The sequence below is a fragment of the Okeania sp. SIO2F4 genome (assembly GCF_010672385.1).
Lineage (GTDB): Bacteria > Cyanobacteriota > Cyanobacteriia > Cyanobacteriales > Microcoleaceae > Trichodesmium.
The window spans coordinates 15,328-39,511 of record NZ_JAAHGT010000023.1 but is presented as its reverse complement, the minus strand read 5'-3'; the positions used below and the strand labels follow the sequence as shown (position 1 = coordinate 39,511).

General features: G+C 35.7%; 23 protein-coding genes. 10 read left to right on the top strand and 13 right to left on the bottom strand.

Features of this window, described 5'->3' with window-relative positions; all coding sequences use genetic code 11:
* Nucleotides 1-262 precede the first annotated feature (262 nt).
* From F6K22_RS02655 to F6K22_RS02635, 5 genes are all read left to right on the top strand, one after another.
* Nucleotides 263-1,510 carry a Pvc16 family protein gene (locus tag F6K22_RS02655; RefSeq protein ID WP_293092958.1) on the top strand — a complete coding sequence of 416 codons (1,248 nt, stop codon included), beginning with the start codon at nt 263-265 and terminating at the stop codon, nt 1,508-1,510.
* Nucleotides 1,511-1,533: 23 nt separating this feature from the next.
* Entirely contained in the window at nt 1,534-3,642 is a 2,109-nt protein-coding gene (locus F6K22_RS02650; protein ID WP_293092956.1) for an ATP-binding protein, read from the top strand.
* Nucleotides 3,643-4,225: 583 nt separating this feature from the next.
* A complete protein-coding gene (locus F6K22_RS02645) occupies nt 4,226-4,447 on the top strand; it encodes a PAAR domain-containing protein (protein WP_293092954.1) in 222 nt (73 codons plus the stop codon).
* 71 nt (nt 4,448-4,518) lie between these two features.
* On the top strand, nt 4,519-4,968 hold the full coding sequence (locus F6K22_RS02640; RefSeq protein ID WP_293092952.1) for a helix-turn-helix domain-containing protein: 450 nt from the start codon (nt 4,519-4,521) through the stop codon (nt 4,966-4,968).
* A complete protein-coding gene (locus F6K22_RS02635; RefSeq protein WP_293092950.1) occupies nt 4,949-6,130 on the top strand; it encodes an RNA-guided endonuclease InsQ/TnpB family protein in 1,182 nt (393 codons plus the stop codon). The genes F6K22_RS02640 and F6K22_RS02635 overlap by 20 nt, the downstream gene beginning before the upstream one ends.
* Nucleotides 6,131-6,197: 67 nt before the next feature.
* On the opposite strand, the gene F6K22_RS02630 is transcribed toward F6K22_RS02635, so the two are convergent.
* Both F6K22_RS02630 and F6K22_RS02625 read right to left on the bottom strand, forming a co-directional pair.
* The gene (locus tag F6K22_RS02630; RefSeq protein WP_293092948.1) at nt 6,198-8,009 is read right to left on the bottom strand and encodes a VgrG-related protein; all 1,812 of its coding nucleotides are present in this window, start codon (nt 8,007-8,009) and stop codon (nt 6,198-6,200) included.
* Nucleotides 8,010-8,526: 517 nt separating this feature from the next.
* On the bottom strand, nt 8,527-9,276 hold the full coding sequence (locus F6K22_RS02625) for a hypothetical protein (RefSeq protein WP_293092946.1): 750 nt from the start codon (nt 9,274-9,276) through the stop codon (nt 8,527-8,529).
* Nucleotides 9,277-10,053: 777 nt separating this feature from the next.
* On the opposite strand from F6K22_RS02625, the gene F6K22_RS02620 reads away from it, so the two are divergent.
* The 4 genes from F6K22_RS02620 (at nt 10,054) to F6K22_RS02605 (ending at nt 12,627) form a co-directional block, all read left to right on the top strand.
* Nucleotides 10,054-10,647 carry a hypothetical protein gene (locus F6K22_RS02620; protein WP_293092944.1) on the top strand — a complete coding sequence of 198 codons (594 nt, stop codon included), beginning with the start codon at nt 10,054-10,056 and terminating at the stop codon, nt 10,645-10,647.
* 201 nt (nt 10,648-10,848) lie between these two features.
* Nucleotides 10,849-11,379, top strand: a complete 531-nt coding sequence (locus F6K22_RS02615) for a hypothetical protein (RefSeq protein WP_293092942.1) — start codon at nt 10,849-10,851, stop codon at nt 11,377-11,379.
* 553 nt (nt 11,380-11,932) lie between these two features.
* The gene (locus F6K22_RS02610; protein WP_293092940.1) at nt 11,933-12,250 is read left to right on the top strand and encodes a hypothetical protein; all 318 of its coding nucleotides are present in this window, start codon (nt 11,933-11,935) and stop codon (nt 12,248-12,250) included.
* A complete protein-coding gene (locus tag F6K22_RS02605; protein ID WP_293092938.1) occupies nt 12,250-12,627 on the top strand; it encodes an aspartyl protease in 378 nt (125 codons plus the stop codon). The genes F6K22_RS02610 and F6K22_RS02605 overlap by 1 nt, the downstream gene beginning before the upstream one ends.
* A 56-nt stretch (nt 12,628-12,683) precedes the next feature.
* Here the strand turns inward: F6K22_RS02605 and F6K22_RS02600 are convergent, their stop codons facing one another.
* The 5 genes from F6K22_RS02600 to F6K22_RS02580 all read right to left on the bottom strand — a co-directional run bounded on the left by F6K22_RS02600 (nt 12,684) and on the right by F6K22_RS02580 (nt 17,775).
* Complete coding sequence (locus F6K22_RS02600) at nt 12,684-13,523, bottom strand: SWIM zinc finger family protein (RefSeq protein WP_293092936.1); 840 nt, start codon at nt 13,521-13,523, stop codon at nt 12,684-12,686.
* Between the two features lie 94 nt (nt 13,524-13,617).
* Nucleotides 13,618-16,758: a DEAD/DEAH box helicase gene (locus tag F6K22_RS02595; protein ID WP_293092934.1), complete on the bottom strand. Its 3,141-nt coding sequence runs from the start codon at nt 16,756-16,758 to the stop codon at nt 13,618-13,620.
* 189 nt (nt 16,759-16,947) lie between these two features.
* The gene (locus F6K22_RS02590; protein ID WP_293092932.1) at nt 16,948-17,292 is read right to left on the bottom strand and encodes a transposase; all 345 of its coding nucleotides are present in this window, start codon (nt 17,290-17,292) and stop codon (nt 16,948-16,950) included.
* Nucleotides 17,264-17,500, bottom strand: coding sequence for a hypothetical protein (locus F6K22_RS02585; protein ID WP_293092930.1), 237 nt, complete (start codon nt 17,498-17,500; stop codon nt 17,264-17,266). Before F6K22_RS02585 ends, F6K22_RS02590 begins: the two co-directional genes overlap by 29 nt.
* 110 nt (nt 17,501-17,610) lie before the next feature.
* Entirely contained in the window at nt 17,611-17,775 is a 165-nt protein-coding gene (locus F6K22_RS02580; protein WP_293092928.1) for a hypothetical protein, read from the bottom strand.
* Between the two features lie 668 nt (nt 17,776-18,443).
* Between F6K22_RS02580 and F6K22_RS02575 the strand changes: the two genes are divergently transcribed.
* The gene (locus F6K22_RS02575; protein WP_293092926.1) at nt 18,444-18,872 is read left to right on the top strand and encodes a hypothetical protein; all 429 of its coding nucleotides are present in this window, start codon (nt 18,444-18,446) and stop codon (nt 18,870-18,872) included.
* An 802-nt stretch (nt 18,873-19,674) separates the two neighbouring features.
* On the opposite strand, the gene F6K22_RS02570 is transcribed toward F6K22_RS02575, so the two are convergent.
* From F6K22_RS02570 to F6K22_RS02545, 6 genes are all read right to left on the bottom strand, one after another.
* A complete protein-coding gene (locus tag F6K22_RS02570) occupies nt 19,675-20,154 on the bottom strand; it encodes a DUF192 domain-containing protein (protein ID WP_293092924.1) in 480 nt (159 codons plus the stop codon).
* Between the two features lie 404 nt (nt 20,155-20,558).
* Nucleotides 20,559-20,930 (bottom strand): NACHT C-terminal alpha/beta 1 domain-containing protein, encoded by a 372-nt coding sequence (locus tag F6K22_RS02565; RefSeq protein ID WP_293092922.1) that lies wholly within the window; start codon nt 20,928-20,930, stop codon nt 20,559-20,561.
* Between the two features lie 346 nt (nt 20,931-21,276).
* Nucleotides 21,277-22,152 carry a DUF6753 family protein gene (locus F6K22_RS02560; protein ID WP_293092920.1) on the bottom strand — a complete coding sequence of 292 codons (876 nt, stop codon included), beginning with the start codon at nt 22,150-22,152 and terminating at the stop codon, nt 21,277-21,279.
* Nucleotides 22,112-22,408: a hypothetical protein gene (locus F6K22_RS02555; protein ID WP_293092918.1), complete on the bottom strand. Its 297-nt coding sequence runs from the start codon at nt 22,406-22,408 to the stop codon at nt 22,112-22,114. Before F6K22_RS02555 ends, F6K22_RS02560 begins: the two co-directional genes overlap by 41 nt.
* Before the next feature lie 216 nt (nt 22,409-22,624).
* A complete protein-coding gene (locus F6K22_RS02550; RefSeq protein WP_293092916.1) occupies nt 22,625-23,530 on the bottom strand; it encodes a hypothetical protein in 906 nt (301 codons plus the stop codon).
* A 227-nt stretch (nt 23,531-23,757) separates the two neighbouring features.
* A complete protein-coding gene (locus F6K22_RS02545; protein WP_293092914.1) occupies nt 23,758-24,156 on the bottom strand; it encodes a hypothetical protein in 399 nt (132 codons plus the stop codon).
* Nucleotides 24,157-24,184: the final 28 nt, after the last annotated feature.

Below are 24,184 nucleotides of genomic sequence, written 5' to 3'. Positions count from 1 at the left end.
TATAATGTCGAACAGCTTATTCGACTCGAAATTATAACCTCCACCTAAAGCTATTTAAAATTGCTATAACTTGATTTAATATCGTCTAAAATTTTTAGAAAAAAATTAGTATCTCTAAGTTTATTTTAAAGTAAAACTTAATTGCAGCAAACTTTGTAAAAAATCTTAATATTATAAAGTTGTCAAGAGATTTATATCTTGATTGTTTACAAAATTTGATACATAAATTGGATACAAACTTCTTAAATACTCCCTAGAATTTATGAGCAACCATCTTGCTATTGCCACCGTTACCGCAGTTCTGCAACGAATGTTACAGACGGGAGTCGTGGATGATGTTCCAGGTGCTCAAGTTACAACCTTGCGACCAGATCACTCAGGGAGTGGAATGCCTGATGTAGGGGTTAATATCTTTCTTTATCAAGCTAGCCCTAGTCCAGCCTGGCGTAATACAGATCTACGCACCCGTCGTCCTAAAGAAAATTTAATAAAACACGCTCAAGCGGGACTTGATTTATTTTATTTATTAAGTTTTTATGGTAATGAACAGGAACTAGAACCGCAGCGTTTATTAGGAAGTGCCATCCAAACTGTTGTCGATCAACCTATATTAACGCCAGAAATGATTCGCAGTGTTACAGAGAGTTCATCCTTCCGATTTTTAGCAGACTCAACTTTAGATGAACAGGTACAAATGGTACAATTTGTGCCAATTCAGATGAATTCAGAAGAGCTTTCCCGCATCTGGTCTATTTTTTTTCAAATTCCCTATGTTCTTTCTTTTGCCTTCAAAGCTACTGCGGTTTTAATAGAAGGGGAAAAAATGGGTAAAGCATCCTTACCCGTCCGTTATCGTCAATTTTCTACAGTGCTTAATCGCCCCTCGATTGAAAAATTTGAAAGTTCAGATGGCAATAAGCAATCTATTATAATTACTAAAACTTTAACTATTCAAGGGAAACAACTTTTAGATGAAAATGTCAGAGTCCAAATTGGAAGAGCTAGAGTCACTCCTCAAATTATTAGTGATACGGAAGTAAAACTGGATTTTGCAACACTTTTACCTCAAGAAAGGGAGCAGCTTAAAGCTGGAGTACAAGGGCTACAAATTGTTCATTTACAATCAATTGATTCTACGTCAGAACCTCAACGTGTTATTGAATCTAATGCCTTACCTTTTATTATTTGCCCAGAGATAAAAATTGGTGATTTAGAAGATTTAGAAAATTTGGGAGACGATTTTTATTCAGGTAAATTAACCATTAATGTAGACCTGATAGTTGAACCGACTCAACGATTATTTTTGCTTTTAAATAGTCTATCAAGTGAAAATTTAGAGTCTTTGATTTTGCCAGGAAAAAAACGTCGTAAAGCTTCTCATTCTATTCAGTTTTTACTCCCCAAAATAAAAAATGGCGATTACCTAGTTCGAGTTCAAATTGACGGTGCAGAAAGTTCTTTAACTGTTGAGAATAACCGATATTCTGGACCGTTAATTCACATTCCATGACTTCTATTCCTTTTGACAATTGTATGAATATCTACTCAACTTTATTGGCACAGTTAGAACCAATTCGCCAAAAACTAAAAGAACGAGCTAATCAACTACAAGGTAAATCTAACATACAATTAGATACAACGGATAAATCCCAATCTAATTCAACTCAATTATCTGAATGCTCGACCCTTAATTATCTTTGTCATAGATTTAATCTATCTCAGTTTGAGCGAGAAATTATATTACTTTGTGTTGGTATGGAACTCGATCCCCTTTGGCCTTCTGAATGTGCAGATGCTCAATTTAATCAACAATATAATTTTCCCACTTTTAGTCTAGCTCAAAGTATTTTTGAAAGAGTTGATATGGGTGTGTTTGCTCCAGAATCTCCCTTACGATACTGGAAATTAATAGAAGTAGAACCTGGGTTAGCCTTAACCCTCAGTCCTTTGAAAATTGACGAACGAATTTTTCATTTTCTAGTTGGAACAAATCAGCTAGATGAAAGATTAATTAGCATTATTAAACCTATCGTAACTAATGAAACTTTGGTTAATTCTCATCAGGAAATTGTTAAACAAATTATTTCTGTTTGGAATTATACTTTGAACCCTACAGATAATCTATTAAAGTTACAAAGCCTGGATTATGCCTCCTCACTTTTTAGGAAAAAAGTAACTAAAAATTATCCAGAATTAAGTAATTTGGATAAGGAAGGAGAAGATTTAGATATACATATTAAACAGGCATCAGACTTACCAATAATTCAACTATATGGCAATGAAATAAGTGCAAAAATAGCTATCGCTGCTACAATTTGTAATCAGTTAGAACTCAAGTTATACAGAATTTCGTCACAGGTTATCCCCACTAATTTGAATGAACTAAATCAACTAATTAAACTCTGGCGAAGGGAGGCAAGATTGAATCAAGCAGCTCTATTATTAGAAGTTAATCAAGCAACTTCAATAGATATCAGCCAGGAAAATGCCATTACCTATTTTATTGATGAAATTGATAGTCCTTTAATTGTCAGTCGTCAAGATAGAAAACCTCAACAACATCGTCAAGTGATAATGTTTGAAGTGAATAAACCTACCACTCTAGAACAACGAAATATTTGGCATCAAACCTTCAGAGAACAGGAAATTAATCTGGATGCTTTCATTGAGCAACTGGTGGCTCAGTTTAATTTCAGTGTGACAGAAATTAAGTCTATAAGTCAACAAATCTCCGCATTAATATCTTCTGATTTATCATTAGAATCTGTTGAGAAAAATCAACCAATTACTCAGAAAATTTGGCAGATTTGTCGTACTCACGCTCAACCTCAAATCAATGAACTGGCTCAACCTATTCAAGCTGCAGCTAGTTGGGATGATTTGGTGCTTCCTGAACTCCAAAAGCAAACCTTACAAAATATTGCCACTCATGTAAAACAACGCATAACAGTTTATGAACATTGGGGATTTGTGCAAAAAGGGAAACGAGGGCTAGGAATTACTGCGTTATTTGCAGGAGCGAGTGGAACTGGGAAAACAATGGCAGCGGAAGTAATAGCGAGAGAATTGCGTCTAGATTTATATCGAATAGATTTGAGTTCTGTTGTCAGTAAATATATTGGAGAAACTGAAAAGAATTTGAGACAGGTTTTTGATAAGGCAGAAACGGGAGGCGCAATTTTACTCTTTGATGAGGCAGATGCTTTATTTGGAAAACGGAGCGATGTTAAAGATAGTCGCGATCGCTATGCTAATTTAGAAGTTAGCTATCTTTTGCAACGCATGGAAGCTTATCGCGGGCTGGCAATTTTAACCACAAATTTAAAGGAAGCAATTGATAATGCCTTTATGCGACGAATTAGATTTGTAGTGAAATTTCCGTTACCCGATGTAACTCAACGTACAGAAATTTGGCGACGAATTTTTCCCAAAGAGACACCCACAGCAGGGTTAGATTTCAGGAAACTTGCAAAGTTAAATCTTCCAGGGGGAAATATTCGTAATATTGCTTTAAATGCAGCATTCTTAGCAGCAGATGCGGGGGAACCTGTAACAATGGCACATCTTTTGCAAGCCACAGAAAGTGAGTATGTAAAACTTGAACGCCCTCTAACTGACACAGAAGTTAAGGGATGGGTATAGAATTAGATTCGTTCTGTTGCAATGCAAAGAACAAGGAGGGTGTCTAATGAATTGAAAATCTATTTTTGATGGCACGAACAGTTTTAGGGTTAGATTAAAGTGGCCAGAGTCTGGCTCGCCCAGAATTAGCTAGAGCTAGTGGTAAAGTGTGAATAATGACGGGGTCAGAAGTCAAACTCTTGCTAGACTTAGGTTTTAGAGAAAAGCTCTGTCCTAATTGCCCTAGCAACTACTATACTTCAATTTTACTTGCAACTGAGTGTGGAAAAAGCTATTATTGTACCATAATTAATTTATTCTCTAAGTCATGGGTAAACCAGCCGCGAGAGTTACAGATAATGTATCCCATCCAATTCCGCCCGTTTTAACAGGTGGCCCCGGTAGCCTCAATGTTTTGATAGGAAACTTACCTGCGTGGCGGGGTATGCCTTCTGGTTCTGGTGCAGGCTTACAGATGGCAAAAAAGGCATCTGATGCTGTGATTAAAGCAGCAGAAACCGCAACTAAGGCGGCAGCTGGAACCCTTGGATTACCAGCCGCAAAAGCCGCTGAAGAGGCTACAAAAACGACAGCATTAGCCACAATGAGTAGCACAATTATGAGCAGTTCTGGGGGTGCAGATATTCATGTCTGTTCGACTCCTTCACCCATTCCTCCCCATGGCCCTGGAATTGTCATAGATGGCAGCAAAACCGTTTTGATTAACGGTCTACCCGCTTGCCGTCAGGGCGACACATTGCAGGAAGCAATTGGCCCACCCAATAAAATCACACGCGGTTGCATGACCGTTCTGATTGGTGGCTAAATTTTGTCTATGTAGCACTGATGTGAAAATTACTCCTCTTGTGACATCAAGTCCAAAGGTTCTAACTGTTCATGTTCAATTGCGATCGCTCGCCCCAGGTTAGATTAATTAGCGATCGCATATTCTGTAATATCCTGACGAGTGTAGCCTGCGATCGCAATGATACCAATGATATCTTTAACTCCTCCGGCGGGAAGTCCCGCGCTCTCCCCTTGGGGAGCGTCGTATGGGAGATCCCGGCGTTGTCTCTGTGGTTTGCCCTCCTGTTTGATATACTACCTAATGTAGATATAAAGGTCGATTCTGCCATGCTCCTGAAATATAAGTACAAGCTCAAGCCACATAAAAGGCAAGGGGTAATTATAGCTAATTGGTTAGAATTAGCTCGACGACAATATAATTACCGTTTAGCTGAAAGGTTAAACTGGTTTGAAGCAACGCGCACACCAGTCAATGCTTGTCCACTTAATGTTTCAGTAGTGCCAGTAGAACGGATTTATCATGCATATCCCCGAATTTAGAGTACAAAGGCGCGACGGTAGGAAAAAAGACAGCAATGGTAATCCGATCACCAAGAAAGGGGATAAGCATCCGAATATAGTCAATGGTTATGTTTTGTGGGAGACTGTTCAACTAGCAGACTTAGCACAGACTAAAAAACTTTTCCCTGAGTATAAGTCTATGCACTCCCAGGTTTTACAAGATGTTGTCCAACGGGTGCAAACAACTATGGATAACTTTACCTTGCCTAATAAAAATGGCAAAACCAGTGGGAGACCTAAATTCAAAGGGAAGCATTATTATAACTCGTTCAGTTATCCTCAGTTATCAAATGCCATACCCGTCAAAAATGCTAACGGTCGTTTTTGTGTCAATTTACCAAAAATTGGTTTAGTACCTTTGGTTTACAATCGCCCAATACCAGCAGGATTCAAGGTTAAGACAGGTACAGTAATTCGTGAAGTTGACGGGTGGTACATTAACTTCACGATAGAAGATAAGACTGTACCTGTAGAGGTTGCAGAAATTCAACCCACTTTAAAAAACTCAAAAGGTATTGATTTAGGATTGCTTCACTATGCTGTTACATCTGATGGTGAGTTTATAGAAGTGCCTAAGTTTTTTAGGCTCTCTGAACATCGGCTGTCTAAACTTCAAGCAAGATTGGCTAAGAAACAAAAACATTTATCGCCTTGGAAGATTATCAAACGTAAAATAGCTAAACTACATCAATTAATAGCTAGACAAAGACTAGACTGGCAATTCAAACTTGCTTACCATCTGTTTAGTGATGTAAGTGTTATTTTCATCGAAGACTTGCTCCTAGACAATTTAGTTCGACGTTGCAAAGCTAAATTAGGTGAGAATGGTCAATTTTTACCGAATGGTCAATCAGCGAAGTCAGGATTAAATAAGTCTTTGCAAGATGCAGCTTTTGGTCAATTCATCCATGTTCTAGAGTATGTAGCCTGGAAGTTAGGCAAGAGAATTGTCAAGGTAGACCCAAAGGGAACATCTCAGCATTGTTGGGAGTGTCTAAATAGAGTTTCTAAAAGCTTATCTGAGCGCTGGCATTCATGTCCTAAGTGTGGACAAGAACTAGATAGGGACTATAACTCAGCACTCCTAATACAGAAAATTGGATTGCTATCAACACAGGGGGAGGACATCACCTGGTGTTAAAACTGCGGTCAGAGCTTTTCTGGCTGAAGAATCCCGCGCTCTCCCGTAGGGGAGCGTCGGGAGTATGTCAATTTAACTTAATCAATCCTCCTTTAACAGTAATTACCCCATCCGCTTTAATGTTAATATTGACTCCTTTGATATCAATATTGCTTCCTGAGTTCAGGCTAATTCCTGTATTATCCATCTTGATCGTATGACTAGGCGTTTTCAATTCAATATAGTTATTTTGATCATCTAATCGTAATTCGTGACCACCATTTGTTTGAACTTCTACAAACTTTTCGCTATCATTTAATCGGATTTTATGTCCGGCTGTTGTCTCAATATAAACTCCTGCTTTACTATTTCCTTTATCTTCTTCAATAAACTGAATTTGATGACCTGTTCTTGTTTTAAAGGTTCGCATCCGAACATTACTATCTTGAACACTTTCATTAACAGTTGTAGGAGGTGCATCTTGACCGTTCCAAACCCCACCTAAAATATAAGGGCGATGAATATTTCCATGTTCAAATGCAACTAATACTTCATCATTAATTTCTGGTAAACAGTCAAACCCTCGATCTTTTCCTGCGCCAATTGCTACCATTCTAGCCCAATGGCTAGCGTGAGCATTTTCTCCCGTTTGAGGTGTTAGAGTAGGAAACCAAACTTTGACTCGTCCTAAGCCTTCTGGATCTTGGTTGTCAGTGACAATTCCAACCAAAAAAGTTTGTCCTGGTTGCAGGCGAGTGGGGGGAGAAAGGGTTGTTAATAAATCACCACCGCGTAATCCTCGAACACTAAATTCAGTAGTATAAACCCGTTCAAAGTAGGTATGACGAGTCTCGGTTACATAGTACGAACCACTATGTTTTCCTAAATCTTCTAATCTTACATTTCGTCCAGGTCTAATTTCAGGATTTCCCTCTGCTTGAGCATCAGCATAAACAAATTGTCCACCTAATTCATCAAATAAAGCAGAGGCGATGGCGTCCGCTTCTTTAGGGGTAGAAATCGGTTGATCGATAACATGAACAGTTGGCTTTATTGGTTTTCCTTTGAATCCAGAAATTGCCCCACTTCCTTTCCCATTGCCAGTTTCTGTTAACACCTTTTCATAATTTTGAGTCGAAACAATTGGCTTTTTTTGTTTATAGTCCCAAGCTCTAACATTAACTTCTTTCACCTGTTCTGCGCTAGTAACTCGGACTCGAAAACTATGTATATCCTCCAGCCATTTTAGTTGAATGAGTTGAGTTGTTTTTGGGCGACGAAAATTCAATTTACCATCTTGAACAAAGAGTTCAAAACCAATGCGAGCTGCTCGTTCTCGCAGAAATTCCATATTGGTTTGATGATTTTGAAAAACATACTCATGAGGAATTCCACTTTCATCAATTTGACCCGGTTCAATTAAAACTTCAGCTAGAATCTTTTTGACAATATCGCTATCTGTCATTCCTTGAAATGAACGATTCCATTGTCCTCGATATAGACGATGCGAAATATCGTAACCCCGAATCACAATAGGTGCTTGTGATTGTTCCGTGAAATGGGTTTCAATAGCTGTAATTTCTCCTTCTATTAAATAGTCTTTTTTTTCTTCGCTAAACTCTTCAGATTCTGTTGTACTTGCGCTAAAGCCAATTTTTACTGTTTTACCAATTTCTAGCAAATCTTGATGTTTCCACTCTCTTTCATCTTTATCCCCTGAAAAGTAGTCATTTCTAATAACAATTGTGAACATTGCTGGCAGGTGCAAACTTTCTTCAACTATAATTTGCACAATATCTTCCATAACAGACTTCATCTTTACAGGTGATTGACCTTCAATATAAAGTAGGGGCAGTGCAACATAATTATCTGATTTTGGCGGAGAATTTTCAGATTTCATGGCAAATATTAAGGTTTTTTTGCAAAAGGATAAAAAGACAAAAATATGAGTAGGGTCAAATGTGGCGAAGCTGTTATGAGGGGTAATCTAGAAATGAAAGTCTTGCTGCGTAAGCATTACAGTGACTGCTCTTTTTGCGAACACGTCCAATAAAATATTGCACAACATGAGACATTTAAGTGAATTTCTGTGAATGGCTAAAAAGCAGATACGGTGGTTGTTTGACTAGCTTTTGCGGACCAAGTGCGCCACACTTTCCCAACCACTGAAAACTGCAATAATATCTAGATTGCCCCTCGTAGCAGCTTCGTCACATTTGACCCAATTAATTATTTCTGTTTTCGGCTGTCGCCGACATGAAACGCTGCGAAACGCTCCACCGAAATTACCATCAGTCTACCATATCGTAAAAAAATCCTGATTATAATTTTTCTACTTATTTAAAGGTATAAAATAGTAAATAATAGCACTCTCAACTGGCCAGGAAAAGAGTGCCATATCATCACTTTTAAACTTCCTATTCTAGCTGACCCCCCAACAAATTTTTCACAGACTGTAATGCCTTTAAGTAAGTATCACGTTGCTTCAAAGAACCATACTCTCGTAGCTGTTCCTTAGTAAAACCAAAACCATTACATAAATCTTTCAACTGTTGAATATTTCGTTCTTCAATAGGCAAATAATAAGCTCCTACAGACTTAGGTTTAGACTGATAATTATTCCCATCACCATTAGATTTAACTATACTATATTCATCAGATAAATTCTTTCCATTAGTAGGAATAGAACCCTGAGAATTACCTCCTTTTTTTGACCCATTACCATTAGATTTATTACTACTAGAAGAACCATTATTATCCGAATCTACTTCAACAGTAATCACATCAATTAAACCAGAATCATCACCACCATTAGAATCATCAGGACGGTAAGGAGTATCCGATAAATCATCAGCCTCTGGCAACTCCTTCAAATCAATCGAATCATAATCCCCTGATCGAATTTTTTCCACCTCTTGCCAAAAACCTAATTCGAGTTCTTCTTCCCCTGCAATCTTAGTAGCATTAACAGCCTTAATAATCTGAACTAAACCAGACTCTAAAGCACCCTTTAAAGTCTTCTGATTCTGATGCCGTTCCTCGTTAGCAGCGTGTTCATTTCTGAGCTGAACTAACTGACGTTCTAACTCTTCAATCCGAGCTTCTAAAGAATCTCTAGTAGAATTAGTAGTCGAATTAATAGCCTCTTCAAGTCCGATAAAAAGCATGATTAAGTCTCCATTAATTGAATTGTAAAAAAATTGTTCAGCAGCCTTGTACAAGGTCTTATTTATGTGCTGCTTATTTCTAGAAATTGAGTAGCGAAATTGTTGCTTTGATTCTTATTATAGAGTATTTTTTGGATTTGACAATACCTCTAGTATTTGACTCTTTAATGGGAATAATTATTGTTCTATAAGTAAACATTATTAGTCAATAAAAAGGAATAACATTTGTAGGTTATAAGGAATACTTACTTCAGATAGTCTTCAGAAAAACTATGCCAATTGTTAAAGCAAAAAAAGCTTGGCATACATCAAACAAAGTTCACCATTAATTGTTAATTATTCGTTGTTTCCAATAAAAGGTGAGACAAAATCTGCAACCAAATTGCTCAAACTATGCGAACGCCTTCTAAATTGTTAATTCTGTTGTTATTTGTGGGTAGAACTAAACTGACCAACGAGTCGCACTATAAATTTTCAGTCCACACTTGTCAATTAGTTAGTCCCAATTCTGGAAAAACTGGCCAAATAATTCATAAATATATTTCTAATTTGCATATTTATCTAGTAGATAGTAGATACTCTACTAGACAGTATATACTAGATAGTATAGTAGACATTTTACTATATATTAAAATATTAAACCATAAAATACTTTATAACTATTTTAGTAGACAGTATAGTAAACATACTACTATATATATTAGTAGACAGTAATTACTAGACACTAACAAACTACAGATGTCTAGTGGCTACTAGACAGTTAAAAAAAAGGCCACTATGAAAGTCACAGAATTATTAAACCGATACAAATTAAAAACTCGTCAGGCATTCTACGATCGCGTCAAGAGCTTAGGCATCGTCTTACCAAAAGATGCCAGAGGTCACAGTTATGCCACACCCGAACAAATTAGCTTGTTAGACCAACTACATGACTATCTCAGAACCCCAGGCACTATATTAAGTGGCTTTGTACCAGTATCTCCAACAGGTGTCGTCCAGGTAGTAGACACCCCACTAGACACCTCCAATGGGGCATCCATTACCCAAAGTAGTGAAAAAAATTTGGAATATCCAGATAAAGCTAATTCTCTTGAGTTATTAGAGCAACTTGTGGGAGCGATCGCTGCTAATATTCAAGTTCAAAGTCCACTGTGGTATCACGAAGAATTAGAGAAGGCAGCAGTTGGAGGATGGTTGCTTTCCACAGCAGAAGTCAAACAGTTGATAGGAGTCAAACCTTATTCAAAAAAAGGTTCTAATACTTATACTCGTGGTAGTTGGCAGTTCATCAAAGTTGGAAAAATAGGAGGCGCTACAGCTTGGCAAGTCCAGAAAATAAATTCGGGTTCTTTAACTACTTCAGATGAGTAGAAATAGGTAAGGCCGAAATAATAAACAATAAATTTTTAACTGCAAATTATCTATTTAGAGTTTGTTTTTATAATGTCTTGTGAGTAGTAGACACTACACTAGATAGTTCTATAAATTAGAGTAATTAATAATGCTTTGCTTATGCTATAACTGTTTTATCGATAGTATTTAAGTTTCAATAATTATAGAGGAATGTTGACAATGCCCAGAAAACCTAAAACTTTTGGAGATTTGCTAAAACAAAGTCGTAAGTCTCAGTCATCTAAATCATCAACATCTCAATTTATTGTTGAGAAAGCCCAATCTATTAAAGAAACTGAAATAGCGCCTACCTCTGATTTTGAAGCTCAAGAAAAAAGAATTGGAAAAATCGTAGGCTTAAATGAAGAAGGTGAGGTTAGAGAAGTTAAAATTGAAACTTTAACAATTTATTGGCATTATCTCCAAGAAAATATCAAACTTCCTTGTCTTTTAACAGGAATTGAAGACTTTTCTTGGGAAGAATATTATGTGATTGGAAATGGGTCAAAAAAAGAGCATGAACGTCTGAGAAAAACAAAACCATCATACCTGGATATTTATGAATTATCAGAATGGAAGAGTAGTGTACAAGAAGACCCTAGCTTAATAGTTTGTGTCAAAAGACAATCTGATCGGAAAAAATTATTCCTGATTTTAGACACTTTAAAAGCAGTAGATGAAAATTCATGCATATTATCAACTGCTCAATGATTATGCTGTTTGGGTAGCCAACTGGTATTAAAGCAATAGGAGGTGTCACAGCATGGAAAGTACAGAAAATAAATTCTGTTTTTTTTACTACTTCAGATGAGTAGAAATAGTTAAGACAGAAATAGTAAACAATAAATTTAAAACTATAAATCCTCTATTACTATTCTTTTATATAATGTCTTGTGAGTAGTAGACACTATAGTAGACAGTGCCTTCAAGAAGTCAGAATTCAGAAGTGTGAAGTCAGAAGTATCAATTAGTGAGAGATTGAAACTTGCCACTAATTGAAGACCACGCTTGATCAAATTTTTAACGAGGGTCTTAAACCCTATTTCTACGTCCAGAAGTAGAAAGTCTTAACTTAAGAATGATTAAAAAAACTTCTGACTTCCTACTTCTGACGCGCGAGCGAAGCGATAGACGAGAGTGATTAATAATGCTTTGCTTATAGCTATAACTGCTCTATCTATAGTATTTAATTTGCCAGAAAACTGAGATAATAAGTATTTAATTAAACCCGATCATTAGAGGACACTACCCATCTGAAAAATATATGACAAAACTAATCAACACTTCTCGCCCAAAAAAAAGTAGAATATCTTCCCAAAATTCTATCTCTAATGAAGAATTAGAACAACGAGCAAATAATAGAAAAGAACGTGGTCAACGTAGTTTCAAAATATTTGAAAAAATTCGACCACGGCTGATTAAAAACTATTACAATTGGTTCATCGCAATTGAACCAGAAAGCGGTTATTATTTACTTGATTCTGACCTGAAAAATTTGATGAAAAGAATAATGATTTATTGTCCTACAAGTCAGTTAGTAACTTATCGTATTAATGAAACCGGAGCTTGTGGGAAAATCTGATGATTTCAGGAATATTTGGAGAAGAAGGAGAGTTAATATTTGAAATTGAACTAATTGCAACAAATGGTGAAATTATTCCTATTGATGCTATTTTAGACACAGGATTTACTACAGGTTATTTGGCAATTCCCACTCAAGATATAGAAGCTTTAGGCTGGGAGAAAATTCGTTCAGATATAATGTTAAGTACAGCCCAAGGTATGGCATATTTTGATATTTATGAGGGTAGAATAATAATCGACCAACAAGAATTCACAATTCCAGTTCATGCAGGTGATAATTTACCAGAAATATTGATAGGTGGTTTTTGGTTAGATGTAGTACGAATAGTAATAGATAAACCTGTAGGAATTTTAACTATGGAAATCAAAAGTTAAGAATAATTGTTGTTATTATAGCAATTTCCCAAAAGTATGAGGTATGCGCATTCGTTTTAAAACACCCCTTTATTTCTCGTCCTCACCCGTTCATACAACTCCTCCATCACTGCCAAAAAAGAAGATTCCTTCTGCCAAAAAGCAGGAAAATCTCCACCCTTCTTAACCACAATAGCAGGAAGACTAGCATTCCCAACATCTTCCCCAACCTGTGGCAAGCGCTTTTGAGAAAGCCAAAAATCCTTATTCAAACAAACTTTTTCCACCGCCACCTTTTCCGGTTTAGTATAGTAAGAATTAACCAATTTAGGCACAAAATCTTCACTCTCCAAGGACGAAAATAAAGCCTTTCCTAAAGGTGACTTAGCCAACTCCTCTTGTAACTTTTCCCTAGAAATACCCCTCAGTTCAAACAACAAAAAAGGGTCTTCATCTAATTCAGCAGCAACCAAATAACAAACACCAGCAATATGTTTACAAGGATTTTCCCAATCAGGACAAGAACAATTCGTCTCAAAATCTTTACGACTATGGGGAAGTAAATGTAACTTCAGATCGGCAAAAGCTGATTCAATATTATCAGGCATTTCCCCAAGCAATAACTTAGAAACAAAACTAGCTTTAGAACCCAAATAAGCGATCGCCTTTGACCAGTCAGTTTCTTTTATTGGTTTAATTTCAATATTAGTATGATAAAGAGGTTCTTTATAAACACCAAAATAAGGATTAACCGAACCTCTTACCTTAGCAGTAATTTTACCATCGTTAATTTTATATTCTTTAATTTTACCATTACGAGCATAAGAACGTCCCCGCCCCAAACGATTTGAATCAGTGAAATTTTCTAATGCCTCTATAAAACGTTTTTTCCACCAAGTTTTGCTAAAGTTTGCCATATTAAATCCTAGTTTTAAATAAAATAAAAATTGTTTATTTCTGAATCAAAAAAAAAATGTAATTAATAATTATTAATTATTAATTATTAATTAATTAAACCACCATTTGTTTATTCAAAACAATCAACTCCTTAAAACTCTCATTATCCAACTCAGTCAACCAAGACTCATCAGAACCAACAATCGAAGAAGCCACCTTTTTCTTATCCTCAATCATCCTATCAATACGCTCCTCCAAAGTACCCAAAGCCACAAATTTATGCACAAAAACATTCTTTTTTTGACCTATCCTAAAAGCTCGATCGGTCGCTTGGTCTTCCACCGCCGGATTCCACCAACGGTCAAAATGAAAAACATGATTTGCCTTAGTCAAAGTAATCCCAACACCACCAGCTTTTAAAGACAAAACAAACACAGAAGGTTCAGTTTCTTGGTCTTGAAACTCCCTAATCATTTCCTCCCTTTTCTGTCGCGCCGTCCCCCCATGCAAATAATAACAATTATAATGAAAAGACTGTTTAAAATAAAATTGTAAAGCCTCACCAATTTCAGTAAACTGAGTAAAAATCAACAAACTATCACCCTCAGAAATAACCTCCTCACTCATCTCACCAAAACGTTCTAACTTCTGAGAACGTTCAGGAGTAAATTCACTCCTATCCTGTAAAAATTGCCGGGGATGATTACAAATTTGTTTCAATTTCATCAACGTAGATAACATCAATCCCTTACGTTCAATTCCCTCAACATTTTCCAACTGTTCCATCACATCTTTAACAATAGCCTCATACAAAGAAGCCTGTTCCTTAGTCAAATTACAATATTGTTTCTGCTCAACCTTATCAGGCAAATCCTTAATAATATCCTTGTCAGTTTTTACCCTTCTCAGAATAAAAGGCTGAACCAACTTCTTCAAAACAATTGACTGAAACTGACTATTCTCCTTCTGAATTGGCATCTCAAAATTCTTCCGAAATTGAGCCTCCTTTCCCAAATAACCAGGATTGAGAAAATTAAAAATAGACCACAAATCCAACAATCTATTTTCCACAGGAGTTCCCGTCAAAGCCAAACGATATTTAGCCGATAATTTCAAAATAGCCTTCGTCTGAGCCGCCTTCGGATTCTTAATATTCTGAGCTTCATCTAACACAATCCTCTGCCAATTTATTTCCTCCAAAAGTTTCCCATCTTTTCTCGCCAAAGAAAAAGAAGTAATCACAATATCATGCTTCAAACTAACATTTTTAAACTCCTTTTCATCTTGAATTCTATCACTACCATGATGCACAATAACCTTTAAATGAGGCGCAAACTTTTCTATCTCTTTTTGCCAATTACCAACCACAGAAGTAGGAGCAATTAATAAAGTCGGCAAAACCTTTTTTTTCAACTCCTTTTCCATCACCAACCAAGCAATTACCTCCACCGTTTTACCCAACCCCATATCATCCGCCAAACAACCATTTAATCCTAACTGTTCCAGAAATTGAATCCAAGAAACCCCTCGTTTTTGATACTCCCTCAAAGTACCCTTTAACTTCTTAGGATTATCAATTATTTCCAAACAATTAGGGTCTTGTAATTTAGCCATCATTGCCGCCAAACTTTCATCCGGTTCCACCTCAAATTCCGAACCAACTTCCGATGCTTTTTGTAACAACTCCGGCAAAGTTAACTCCGGCTTTTCCTTTTGATGAGTTTGCCAAAAATCCAACATTTGCTGCATTTGATTTTGGTCTAATTCCATCCACTGTCCCCGGAACTTCACCAAAGGACTTTTCGCATCAACTAACTGTTTCCATTCCTTAGCAGTAATAGGTTGGTCTCCAATAGCTAATTCATATTGATATTGAATCAAATTTTCTAACTGAAAATGACCTTTTCCAGCAGAAGTAGGAGCTGATTTTTTAGAAGAAGCTTTGAGACGAATTTTTGCCCGTTGACGACCTTGAGGAGTCCACCAAGCAGGAACAATTACTTTATAACCTGCATCTTCCAATACCCAAGCAGTTTCTTTGAGAAAATCAAATGCTGCTGTTAAAGTCAGAGAAAAACCAACAGGTTTATCAGTTTCTAATCCTTGCCAAATTAAAGGATAAATCCGAGCAGCATAACCTAAATTTAATAGTAAATCCTTTTCAAATTCTTTACCAAACTGTTTTTTTGTAGTTGTTTTTTTTCTCTGAGTTTGACTCCAATAATCCTCTAATTCCAATTTTAAAGAAGGGTCTTTTTTCAAGGAAACGATAAATTTTAAATACCAATCATCAGGAGATTTTTCTGATGCTTCTTCTAATTGAAAACAGAGATGAAAAGCAGAATTATCTTGTGCGCCAACAAGTTTTTCTTTCCAACTTTGCCATTGTTGATATTCTGTAAAAGCAGCATCATCTAACCAAGGTGTATTAGGAGACTGGATACCCAAACAACCAGTCAGTAGTCGAGAGTCAGTAATTTTTTTCTCAAAAGTAGCAGGAATAGGAGTTTCAGTAACAATTTTGTTGAGGAGACATTCGGAAAAATGACGTAGTAGAGTTTCTTTGTCGTAAAATTCAAAATTTTTAGTTGCTTCATCAAAACCAGAAGTGCAAACAAGAGGCATATATTCGAGATAATAATTAATATTATCCTCGTATAATGGAGAGATAATTTCCCAAGTTGGATAAATTTCAAAGGATGGTGTATTTTTTTTTCGTCTGCCTTTTTTCTGTTCTAATTCTCTATACTTTAAAGCAGGAATGTATTGGTCTTTAATAATAATTGATTTAAAAGATTGGGAATAATGATACCAGAAAAGTAAGTCTGCTCCTAGTTGTATTTCAGCGACATTATAAAGACAGAGAAAGTGAATTTCATTGAGTAGTTTAATAATAGGAGTAAGATGATAACAGTCAATTTCCCAAAATTGCCATTCTGTTGCTTCTGGAGGTTCCGTTTCTAGGTAACGACTTAATTCTGGTGAGGGTAAAGGTTGACTATCGCTGCTAGGAAGAAGGAAGTATTTTGTAGCTATACTTTGGTTGAGAGTGCCGTATTTTGGAGTTGGAAGTTTTAATTCATTACTGAGGAAAAGAGACAATTCATCTTTAGTTAGATGTCCGGGATGACGTTTATCAGACTTTTTTTTTCGTTTTTTGGGTAGAGAGTCTGTTTCTATCCAGAGGAAAAAAGCTCCTTGTTGGATAAATTCAGTTTTCTCTTGGGGTATCCAGGTTCCGTGGAGAATTTTCATTTCTCAAAAAGTAAAGCACTCTGAATTGTTATTGTGGATATGATACTACTAAATTGAAGTAAATAATCACCGAATAAATGTTTTGCTATAAATTTCTGAGAGGAAAGGCAAATGTCTAACAATGGCCAATCTGTTGAAAAGGGATTTGTCATATTAATTACCAAATAATTAATACAGCGTATTCCAGGTTTATGAGGTACAGTAGCAACAGTGCTGAAAATAGTGTTTGAAGTGGTTAGTATTTAATAGGAAGAATGCAGTGGCAAGTATTATATCAACCATCTTTGCCGTGGTAGGTTTAAACCTACGCAAAAAACTTTTGAGTTCTGACCACCATAATTCTATGGGATTAAAGTCCGGAGAATAGGGTGATAAATTCAGTACACTTGCCCCTACTGATTGAATTAATGGTTCAATTATTTTTAACTTATGAGCAGGCAAATTATCCATTACCACTACTGCTCCCTTCCATAAATTAGGAATTAAAAAATGTTCTATAAAAACTTTAAATGCAAATGCGATCCATTGAACCATTAAGTGTCATTAATCCTACAACTTTTGTGAGACTAATTGCTCCGAAAACTGTGACTTTTTGTCCTCGATAAAATAGTGAAAAATCATAGGCTATACTACCATAGTAGGAACGTGCGTGACTTCGTGTTAAACCCAATAAAACACCCATTTCATCCAAGAATACCAAGTTTTCAGCCTCTATATTTTTTACTTTCTCGTATGGATTCACACCTCAAAATTTGGACTCTTTAAGTACCTGACTGGCTGCTGCGTATAGTTTTTTTTTATAGTCAAATTGCATTTTTGGAGTTCACGACACATCATACTTGGACTCACAAATTAGTTATAGTTAGATAGCCAATATTCACAGTATTCATCCAAGGTATAATCTGGATATTTTTCTACCATCTCTATCAATTTAGTTTTGTGAGAATGTAATGTACTTTTGAGGTTACCACCTTGCTTTTTAGGGTGAATATTACCAGTTAATTGTTTTTGTTTCAATAGTTTTTGAACAAATGTTTTACTCACATCAAATCTGGCAGCTACTTTCCGGATAGAAGTATTACATTGTTCGCGGATATTTGACTATTTTTTCACGGAGGTCAATCGAATAAGCTTTCATCTTTCGGCATTCTACTACCAATAAAATTACTGTACCACATTTACATGGAATACGCTGTATCATATTAATTACCGAATAATTAATAATTTAAGAGTGTATGGCTAGATAGGCGTTGCTGAATCAAGATATGAAAAGCAAAATTGAACAATCTCAAATATAGCAATCCTAAATAGGTTGTGATAGATTAAAAAGTAAATAAAAAAGTTGAAACTCTTACCTGTTGCCTGTTGCCTGTTCCCTGTTGCCTAAAAAGCAGTAAGATTTTTGCCACGAATAAAATAGGATTGCTATATTTGTTATTCAATAGTTTAGCAACTACCAAAAAATACAAATCATACCCACGCATCAGCAACGCCCTAGATATAGCAATCAGGAATGATTTTGAAAGAATTTAAGAACAATTAAGATAAATCAAAATCATTTTATATTTTGACTCCTGACTCTTGAGTCCTAATTACCAGTAAAATCTTATAACTGAAATATGATTGCTATAGTTTATTATTATTAACTATGAATTATTAATTGTTAATTATTAATTGTTAAATATATGCCTATAGATTTAAGCTTATACCCAAAAAATTGGAACCAAATTGCTAATTCCATAAAAAACTCTGCCAATTGGACTTGTGAATGGTGTAATAAGCCTTGTAGACCTCCGGGTGTATCTCAAAAAGATACAGAGCAATGGCTTAAGGATAATCATCCGGAGTGGTTACCTCATCTTTACAAAATTGTAGAGGATTACGAGCAAGGTATCATAAAAATTGCCAAACCTCAGCGTTTTACATTGACAACTGCTCATTTAGACCATAATCCAGCTAATTGTGAAGCTGACAATCTCCGCGCTCTTTGCTCCGTCTGCCATCTCAAGCTAGACAGAGATGACTGGAATCGCACTCAAAAGGTTCGTAGGATGAAACTGTGGGAAAAACACGGACAGTTAACCCTTGATTTCGGATCGATTGGTGGCACTTAAATACTTCAAATCATTTAAACTAAAAAGTTGGCGCAAGTCTGTCTTGAAGCATTTGCCTTTGACTTCAGAAGCTCCAACTTTGGACTTTTGTAGTTAGCCCCAACAACTGATTACGTTTTTTATATAATCTTTGAATAGTTTCAAATAATTTCCTTTGACTTGAAGAGTCATTGTGCAAAAAAATGCACGTCCACCCATAGCAACAAGGGTTATTGTGACAACTTATTCACATTTTTACCATTCATCCAGGAAAACACTAATAATAAAAATATAGCAATTACCGAATAATTAATAATTAATAATTAATAATTAAATGATTCAGGTTGAAAGCCTCCCTTTGAAAAGGGAAAAAAAGAAATTTTTTTCTTTGACCCTCAATCCTCTCCCTAAAAGGGAGAGGTAATTATTAATTGTTAATTGTTAATTGTTAATTACTGAATGTACCTCTTAGAATCAACTTTATTCTAGCTCCTATAGACTTAGGAGTTATTTTTTTGTAAGCATTCAGCCGTCAGCTGAATCCATTCGGAGTAGATTGCATTTGGAGGAAGAATTAGGATTGAGGTAGAGCGAGAATTAAAAGTCTGGGTAAAAGCGGACATCATCAGCTAACCTTAATTCAGGTTGAAAGCCTCCCCCCTTTGTAATTAATAATGAATAATTAAAAAGCGTACATCTACTCAGAAACTCTCTGATTAATTATCAATGCGACCAAGAGTGATAATTATTAATTATTAATTGTATCGGCTGTCGCCGACATGAACATTGTTCATTGCTGAAGTTAATGCCATGAAAATGGCGTTCATTCTAATCGCTCTCCGACCTCTAATCCTAATTCACCTATGCGTCCGCCCTTCAACTCGATAACGCGATCGACGACGACAATAGAATCGTAAACCGGGCATTGGCCTAAATTACAGGGTGGTGCATTTTCAACCAAACTTTGCACTACTCCTTCTTTAATAAAAATAATATCAAGATAATAAGAGCAGTTTTTCATCCAAAACCTAACTCTTTCAGGAGGTTCAAATATAAATAGCATCCCGCGATCGCTTGGTAAAGATGACCTAAACATCAAACCCGTTTGCCTCTTTTTAGGTGTATCCGCAACTTCGAGACCTATTCTAGAACCATTAATATTAATTTCTGCTGTAATAGGCAAGTATTGAGGTTTTGTAATATCTTTACTGCTATTAGAGTTAGAGGTAAGGTAAATATTCAAGCCATATATTATTACAGCACAGAATATTATGGCAATTGCTATCAAATTTTTCTTCGTCATACATTTATATGATTGCTTAATAACTGAATATATAAGACTTTTGAGGAATGTGGGTTACTAAATATCAAACGTCTTTTTTTTCGCTGGCTCTACTTAATAGCTGAATGCTTACCAAATAATTAATAATTAATAATTAATAATTAGGATTTAATATTCAATAATTATTCATTCAACAATTCAGCTTACTCTGCCTCCCCCCTTTGTCATTAATAATTAATAATTTTAAAGGGCACATCTACTCATAAACTCTCTGATTAATTATCAATGCGACCACGAGTGATAATGATTAATTATTAATTGTTAATTATTTAGAAGGGGTAATGATTAATTATTAATTGTTAATTATGAATTGTTAATTGTCCTGTAAAAATACAAGTCTTGCTTAAGCAATATCAAACAGCTTTTTATAGCTTTTGTAGCCAAGCCTTAACAACTTGTTTGTAATTCTCTTGATTATCAGGGAAGCCACTTAATGTCATCCCTGTTTCTGGTGCCCAAACAATGGAGAAGTGTTCTTGTAGTCGTAAAGCTAATTGAATTAACGCGGTACTAGCTCGCTCTTTTTCTAGTATTAAGCAGATTTTCGGCAACTTTAATAGTCCTGTCATCCGGACTACTTCTTGTATTAGAGATTCTGTTGTTATTATAGGAGGGCAAGAATATTCAGAAAAAGCTTGTGTAAATATTTGATGACAAATTTCTTTAATCAAATACTCTTTGTTGTTGCTCTGTTCGAGGTGTATTTCAACTGGAAACATGGTGGAAATTCCTATCATAAATTCCTCCTTTTTTGCTATTTTATAGTGATCGTAAATAATTAAAAATTAATAGGCATGCTTTATTGAAATAAGGGGATTGATGAAAAGAAAAAAAATAGAGTTTTATTCCCCTTTAAAAAAGAGACTATCCACCTAAACTTTTAACTATTAATTATTAATTACAGCCTATTATATGTAAGTGTGGTACAGTGATTCTAGTAGATTGGTGCAAATTTTGAATAAAAACTTAATTCCATAGTTAAAAACTATTTAAAAAGCCAAGTGCTACTGTACTTCATAAACCTGGAATCCGCTATATTAACTATTAATTATTAACTATTAATTATTAACTATTAATTATTAATTAATTAGTAGTCCCCCGTTTTTGAGGAGGCTTGATCCAGAGAGTACAGAACCCATCTTTAGCAGGTCGGTTGTTGTAACTCATTTCTATCTTAAGTTTTCTGGCATCCTCCAAACATTGACCAGAATTGATATAATCCCGGTTCCATTCAAATATTTGCTTTGCTTTTTTTCCATCTGAACTCATAGCCCAGTCGAGAGCATTTGCCTGGGCGCGAGTTAGCTTCATCGGACTACCAGGGGCTATACCTCCCTGCATATAAGGAGGTACTGTCAAGCCACTTAAAAAGCCTACGGATAAGCTAGCTAGCATACAGCCTCCAATTGTAATACCTGCCCAGGGGACAGCGTGGAGAAAATTCTTGCTTGATTCATCTTTGGCAGTTTTAATGGAATTAGCAACAGCAGACGCGATCGCAGCTTGCTGCTCTAATACAGAAGTTTTCTGCGCCAATTCCATACTTACTTTTAATTTGTCGAGCCAAGTCGATAACTCTAAAGACCAAAGCTGAAAAATATCCCCTAAAGTTTGGGGAGCTTCATCCAATAATAATTCTAGTCTTCCTGAAGCTACTAAGATCAGAAATATAGGATCGTCTACAGTAACACCTGTTGTCCGCACTAACGCTTCTAGTTTTGCTTTGTAAGCATCAGGCTTTCCCTCAAGTAATTGGTCTAGCAGCTTTTTAGGTTGGAAATTATCGAATGAGTGAGGGTCGTGGATATTGGTGTCTATAGGTGTTTCTATATTCGCACTCTCGGCACCAGAAGAGCCTGGTATGTTTTCGACATCTTTCTCTACACTAGACTGTTCTGGTATGATGCCTGGTTTATTGTTATTTACGGGTTGTTTTAGATTTAGTGGTAGTTCTGGCATTAGTTTTTTCACTACCTACCTCCTTTTGGGATAAATTACTTTTGCTTGAGTCTGAAGCCTCTGCAGTTTCAGTGTGAAATTTATTACTGTTTTTAGAAGCCTCTACAACTTCAGTGTCAAATTTATTATTTTCATCGGGTTTTGTTTCAGCAACAGTATCAGGAAAGGCTCCTGAATATGCGGATAATATTGAGCCTTTGGTACAAAGAGATTTAAAAATAGTATCATCATCAAAATTCGGTAAGTGGGAAACCACCGTCTTTTAAGCGGTGGATGGAAACGACTCGACGGATTTTAATCCGTGGTCAAAAAAATGTGTTATAATTAACTAGAAACTTAAAAAGTAGCCTCAATGGCCTTTTGGCCGGAGAGAGTAGTGGCAATTGACACCGCCTAGTGGACTGCTGCTGTATACGTACTACGGTACGGTAATGGCAATGTGGTTGTTTCGAGCAATGTGGAAATCGTGGTTTTAACCCGATTTACAGCTCCTCTGAAGAATCCACGGGACTTTAGTCTGTGGAGTGTCAATGTACTTTGCAAAACCTTCTGAAACCTTTTTGGTGAATTTGAACACAGCATGACGAGCTATTACTTTATTTCGGAAAAAGCCTTGACCTGAAATAGCATCATCATAATCTAATTTCTCATCCCGAATATGAATAGAATACATCTCATCTAAAGCCGGAAATTCCATAGTGAAGTCTTTAGTTATAACTTCGGAATAATCTTGATTATCTAGTAATTTCCAATCATCACAAAAGAAATTATTTTTAACAAGAATATGGGTCATCTTACCAGGATTTTCCCGAGAATATTTATTAACAGAATCTTTGTAAAGCTCCAAGCTATCCTTGAGTCCGTTACTCACAAACCACTTAACAAATTTAATAGGTTCTTCTTGAAGTTCGGCTAATTCAAATAAATCATTAACCGAAAACCACGAATCTATAGCACGTTTAGCAGCAGAAGGTACGTTGACAACCACCGTTTTACCAATAGCAGCTTCAAAAATTGCGTGAGCTGCAATTTTTTCCTCTTCGCTTTTAGCATTCTCCGAAAAAAAGCCTTTTGTAATTAAACTCCTGAATTTTTTTTCGTAAACTTTTTCTACGTCAGCATTAGTGCGGTCAGCATCTATTAAAACTAATGGAATATGTGGGTATTTCCCTACTTCCGTTTCATCATCCGAGCTAGGGTTAGGTATTTGACTTTCACTCTGCAATATATTGTTAACCTCTTCTAATGTTAAAGGTTGTGGTTCTGATTTTATTCCTGCTAATCTCAAGATTTTTAGGCAATAGTAAAATATAGATTGAGCAACAACAGATTTTCCAACTCCACCTTTCTCTCCATCAATCAAATGTATATAATTCATAGCAATTTACCGAATAATGAATAATGAATAATTAATGATGAATAATTAAGAGGTGATAGTTAATAATTATTTATTCAAAAAATCACCCTTAAAATCCTCCCTTTTTAAGGAGATACAATCAAAAAAAAATACTTTTAGTCAATCCTCTTTTTTTAAGAAGAAGTAATTATTAATTGTTTCTGCTGTCGCAGACGTGAAAATTATTAATTTCTGAAACTCCTTATTGGTTAAAATTCTATATTGTCAGTCTTGTCAAAAATCCTAACTTCAAACTCTGAATTATCCTCTTCCTCCTCAATACTCGTTGCGTTATTACTGACTACTTGTGTTTGGTTAGTAACTAAAATTGGCTCTTCTCGCCTCATGTTATGATTGAGTTCTAAGCACATCAAATTAAAATGTTGTCTGACTTTTTCATAAGACACTTCAATCTCTTTCCCGATAGCTTTTTCTGGAGAGCCGATAGAAGCTAAAACATAAGGCAACCAAAGCAGTTTTAGAGAATCTAGTACAAGCTTATTGAACGGTGTATCTTGCTCTTTTAAGTAACTAAATATTTTTTTATTTACACCTATATTTCTACATTTTATGTAGATACAGAAATACTTGTCGTTATTACTATTCATACAGTTTTCTAGTCTATAAAAATGTAAG

Bases quoted from the DNA above. Each gene is read 5' to 3' on its own strand.
- F6K22_RS02655 (WP_293092958.1), top strand. From the start codon at position 263: ATGAGCAACCATCTTGCTATTGCCACCGTTACCGCAGTTCTGCAACGA.
- F6K22_RS02650 (WP_293092956.1), top strand. From the start codon at position 1,534: ATGAATATCTACTCAACTTTATTGGCACAGTTAGAACCAATTCGCCAA.
- F6K22_RS02645 (WP_293092954.1), top strand. From the start codon at position 4,226: ATGAGTAGCACAATTATGAGCAGTTCTGGGGGTGCAGATATTCATGTC.
- F6K22_RS02640 (WP_293092952.1), top strand. From the start codon at position 4,519: ATGTTCAATTGCGATCGCTCGCCCCAGGTTAGATTAATTAGCGATCGC.
- F6K22_RS02635 (WP_293092950.1), top strand. From the start codon at position 4,949: ATGCATATCCCCGAATTTAGAGTACAAAGGCGCGACGGTAGGAAAAAA.
- F6K22_RS02630 (WP_293092948.1), bottom strand. From the start codon at position 8,009: ATGAAATCTGAAAATTCTCCGCCAAAATCAGATAATTATGTTGCACTG.
- F6K22_RS02625 (WP_293092946.1), bottom strand. From the start codon at position 9,276: ATGCTTTTTATCGGACTTGAAGAGGCTATTAATTCGACTACTAATTCT.
- F6K22_RS02620 (WP_293092944.1), top strand. From the start codon at position 10,054: ATGAAAGTCACAGAATTATTAAACCGATACAAATTAAAAACTCGTCAG.
- F6K22_RS02615 (WP_293092942.1), top strand. From the start codon at position 10,849: ATGCCCAGAAAACCTAAAACTTTTGGAGATTTGCTAAAACAAAGTCGT.
- F6K22_RS02610 (WP_293092940.1), top strand. From the start codon at position 11,933: ATGACAAAACTAATCAACACTTCTCGCCCAAAAAAAAGTAGAATATCT.
- F6K22_RS02605 (WP_293092938.1), top strand. From the start codon at position 12,250: ATGATTTCAGGAATATTTGGAGAAGAAGGAGAGTTAATATTTGAAATT.
- F6K22_RS02600 (WP_293092936.1), bottom strand. From the start codon at position 13,523: ATGGCAAACTTTAGCAAAACTTGGTGGAAAAAACGTTTTATAGAGGCA.
- F6K22_RS02595 (WP_293092934.1), bottom strand. From the start codon at position 16,758: ATGAAAATTCTCCACGGAACCTGGATACCCCAAGAGAAAACTGAATTT.
- F6K22_RS02590 (WP_293092932.1), bottom strand. From the start codon at position 17,292: ATGGTTCAATGGATCGCATTTGCATTTAAAGTTTTTATAGAACATTTT.
- F6K22_RS02575 (WP_293092926.1), top strand. From the start codon at position 18,444: ATGCCTATAGATTTAAGCTTATACCCAAAAAATTGGAACCAAATTGCT.
- F6K22_RS02570 (WP_293092924.1), bottom strand. From the start codon at position 20,154: ATGACGAAGAAAAATTTGATAGCAATTGCCATAATATTCTGTGCTGTA.
- F6K22_RS02565 (WP_293092922.1), bottom strand. From the start codon at position 20,930: ATGATAGGAATTTCCACCATGTTTCCAGTTGAAATACACCTCGAACAG.
- F6K22_RS02560 (WP_293092920.1), bottom strand. From the start codon at position 22,152: ATGCCAGAACTACCACTAAATCTAAAACAACCCGTAAATAACAATAAA.
- F6K22_RS02550 (WP_293092916.1), bottom strand. From the start codon at position 23,530: ATGAATTATATACATTTGATTGATGGAGAGAAAGGTGGAGTTGGAAAA.
- F6K22_RS02545 (WP_293092914.1), bottom strand. From the start codon at position 24,156: ATGAATAGTAATAACGACAAGTATTTCTGTATCTACATAAAATGTAGA.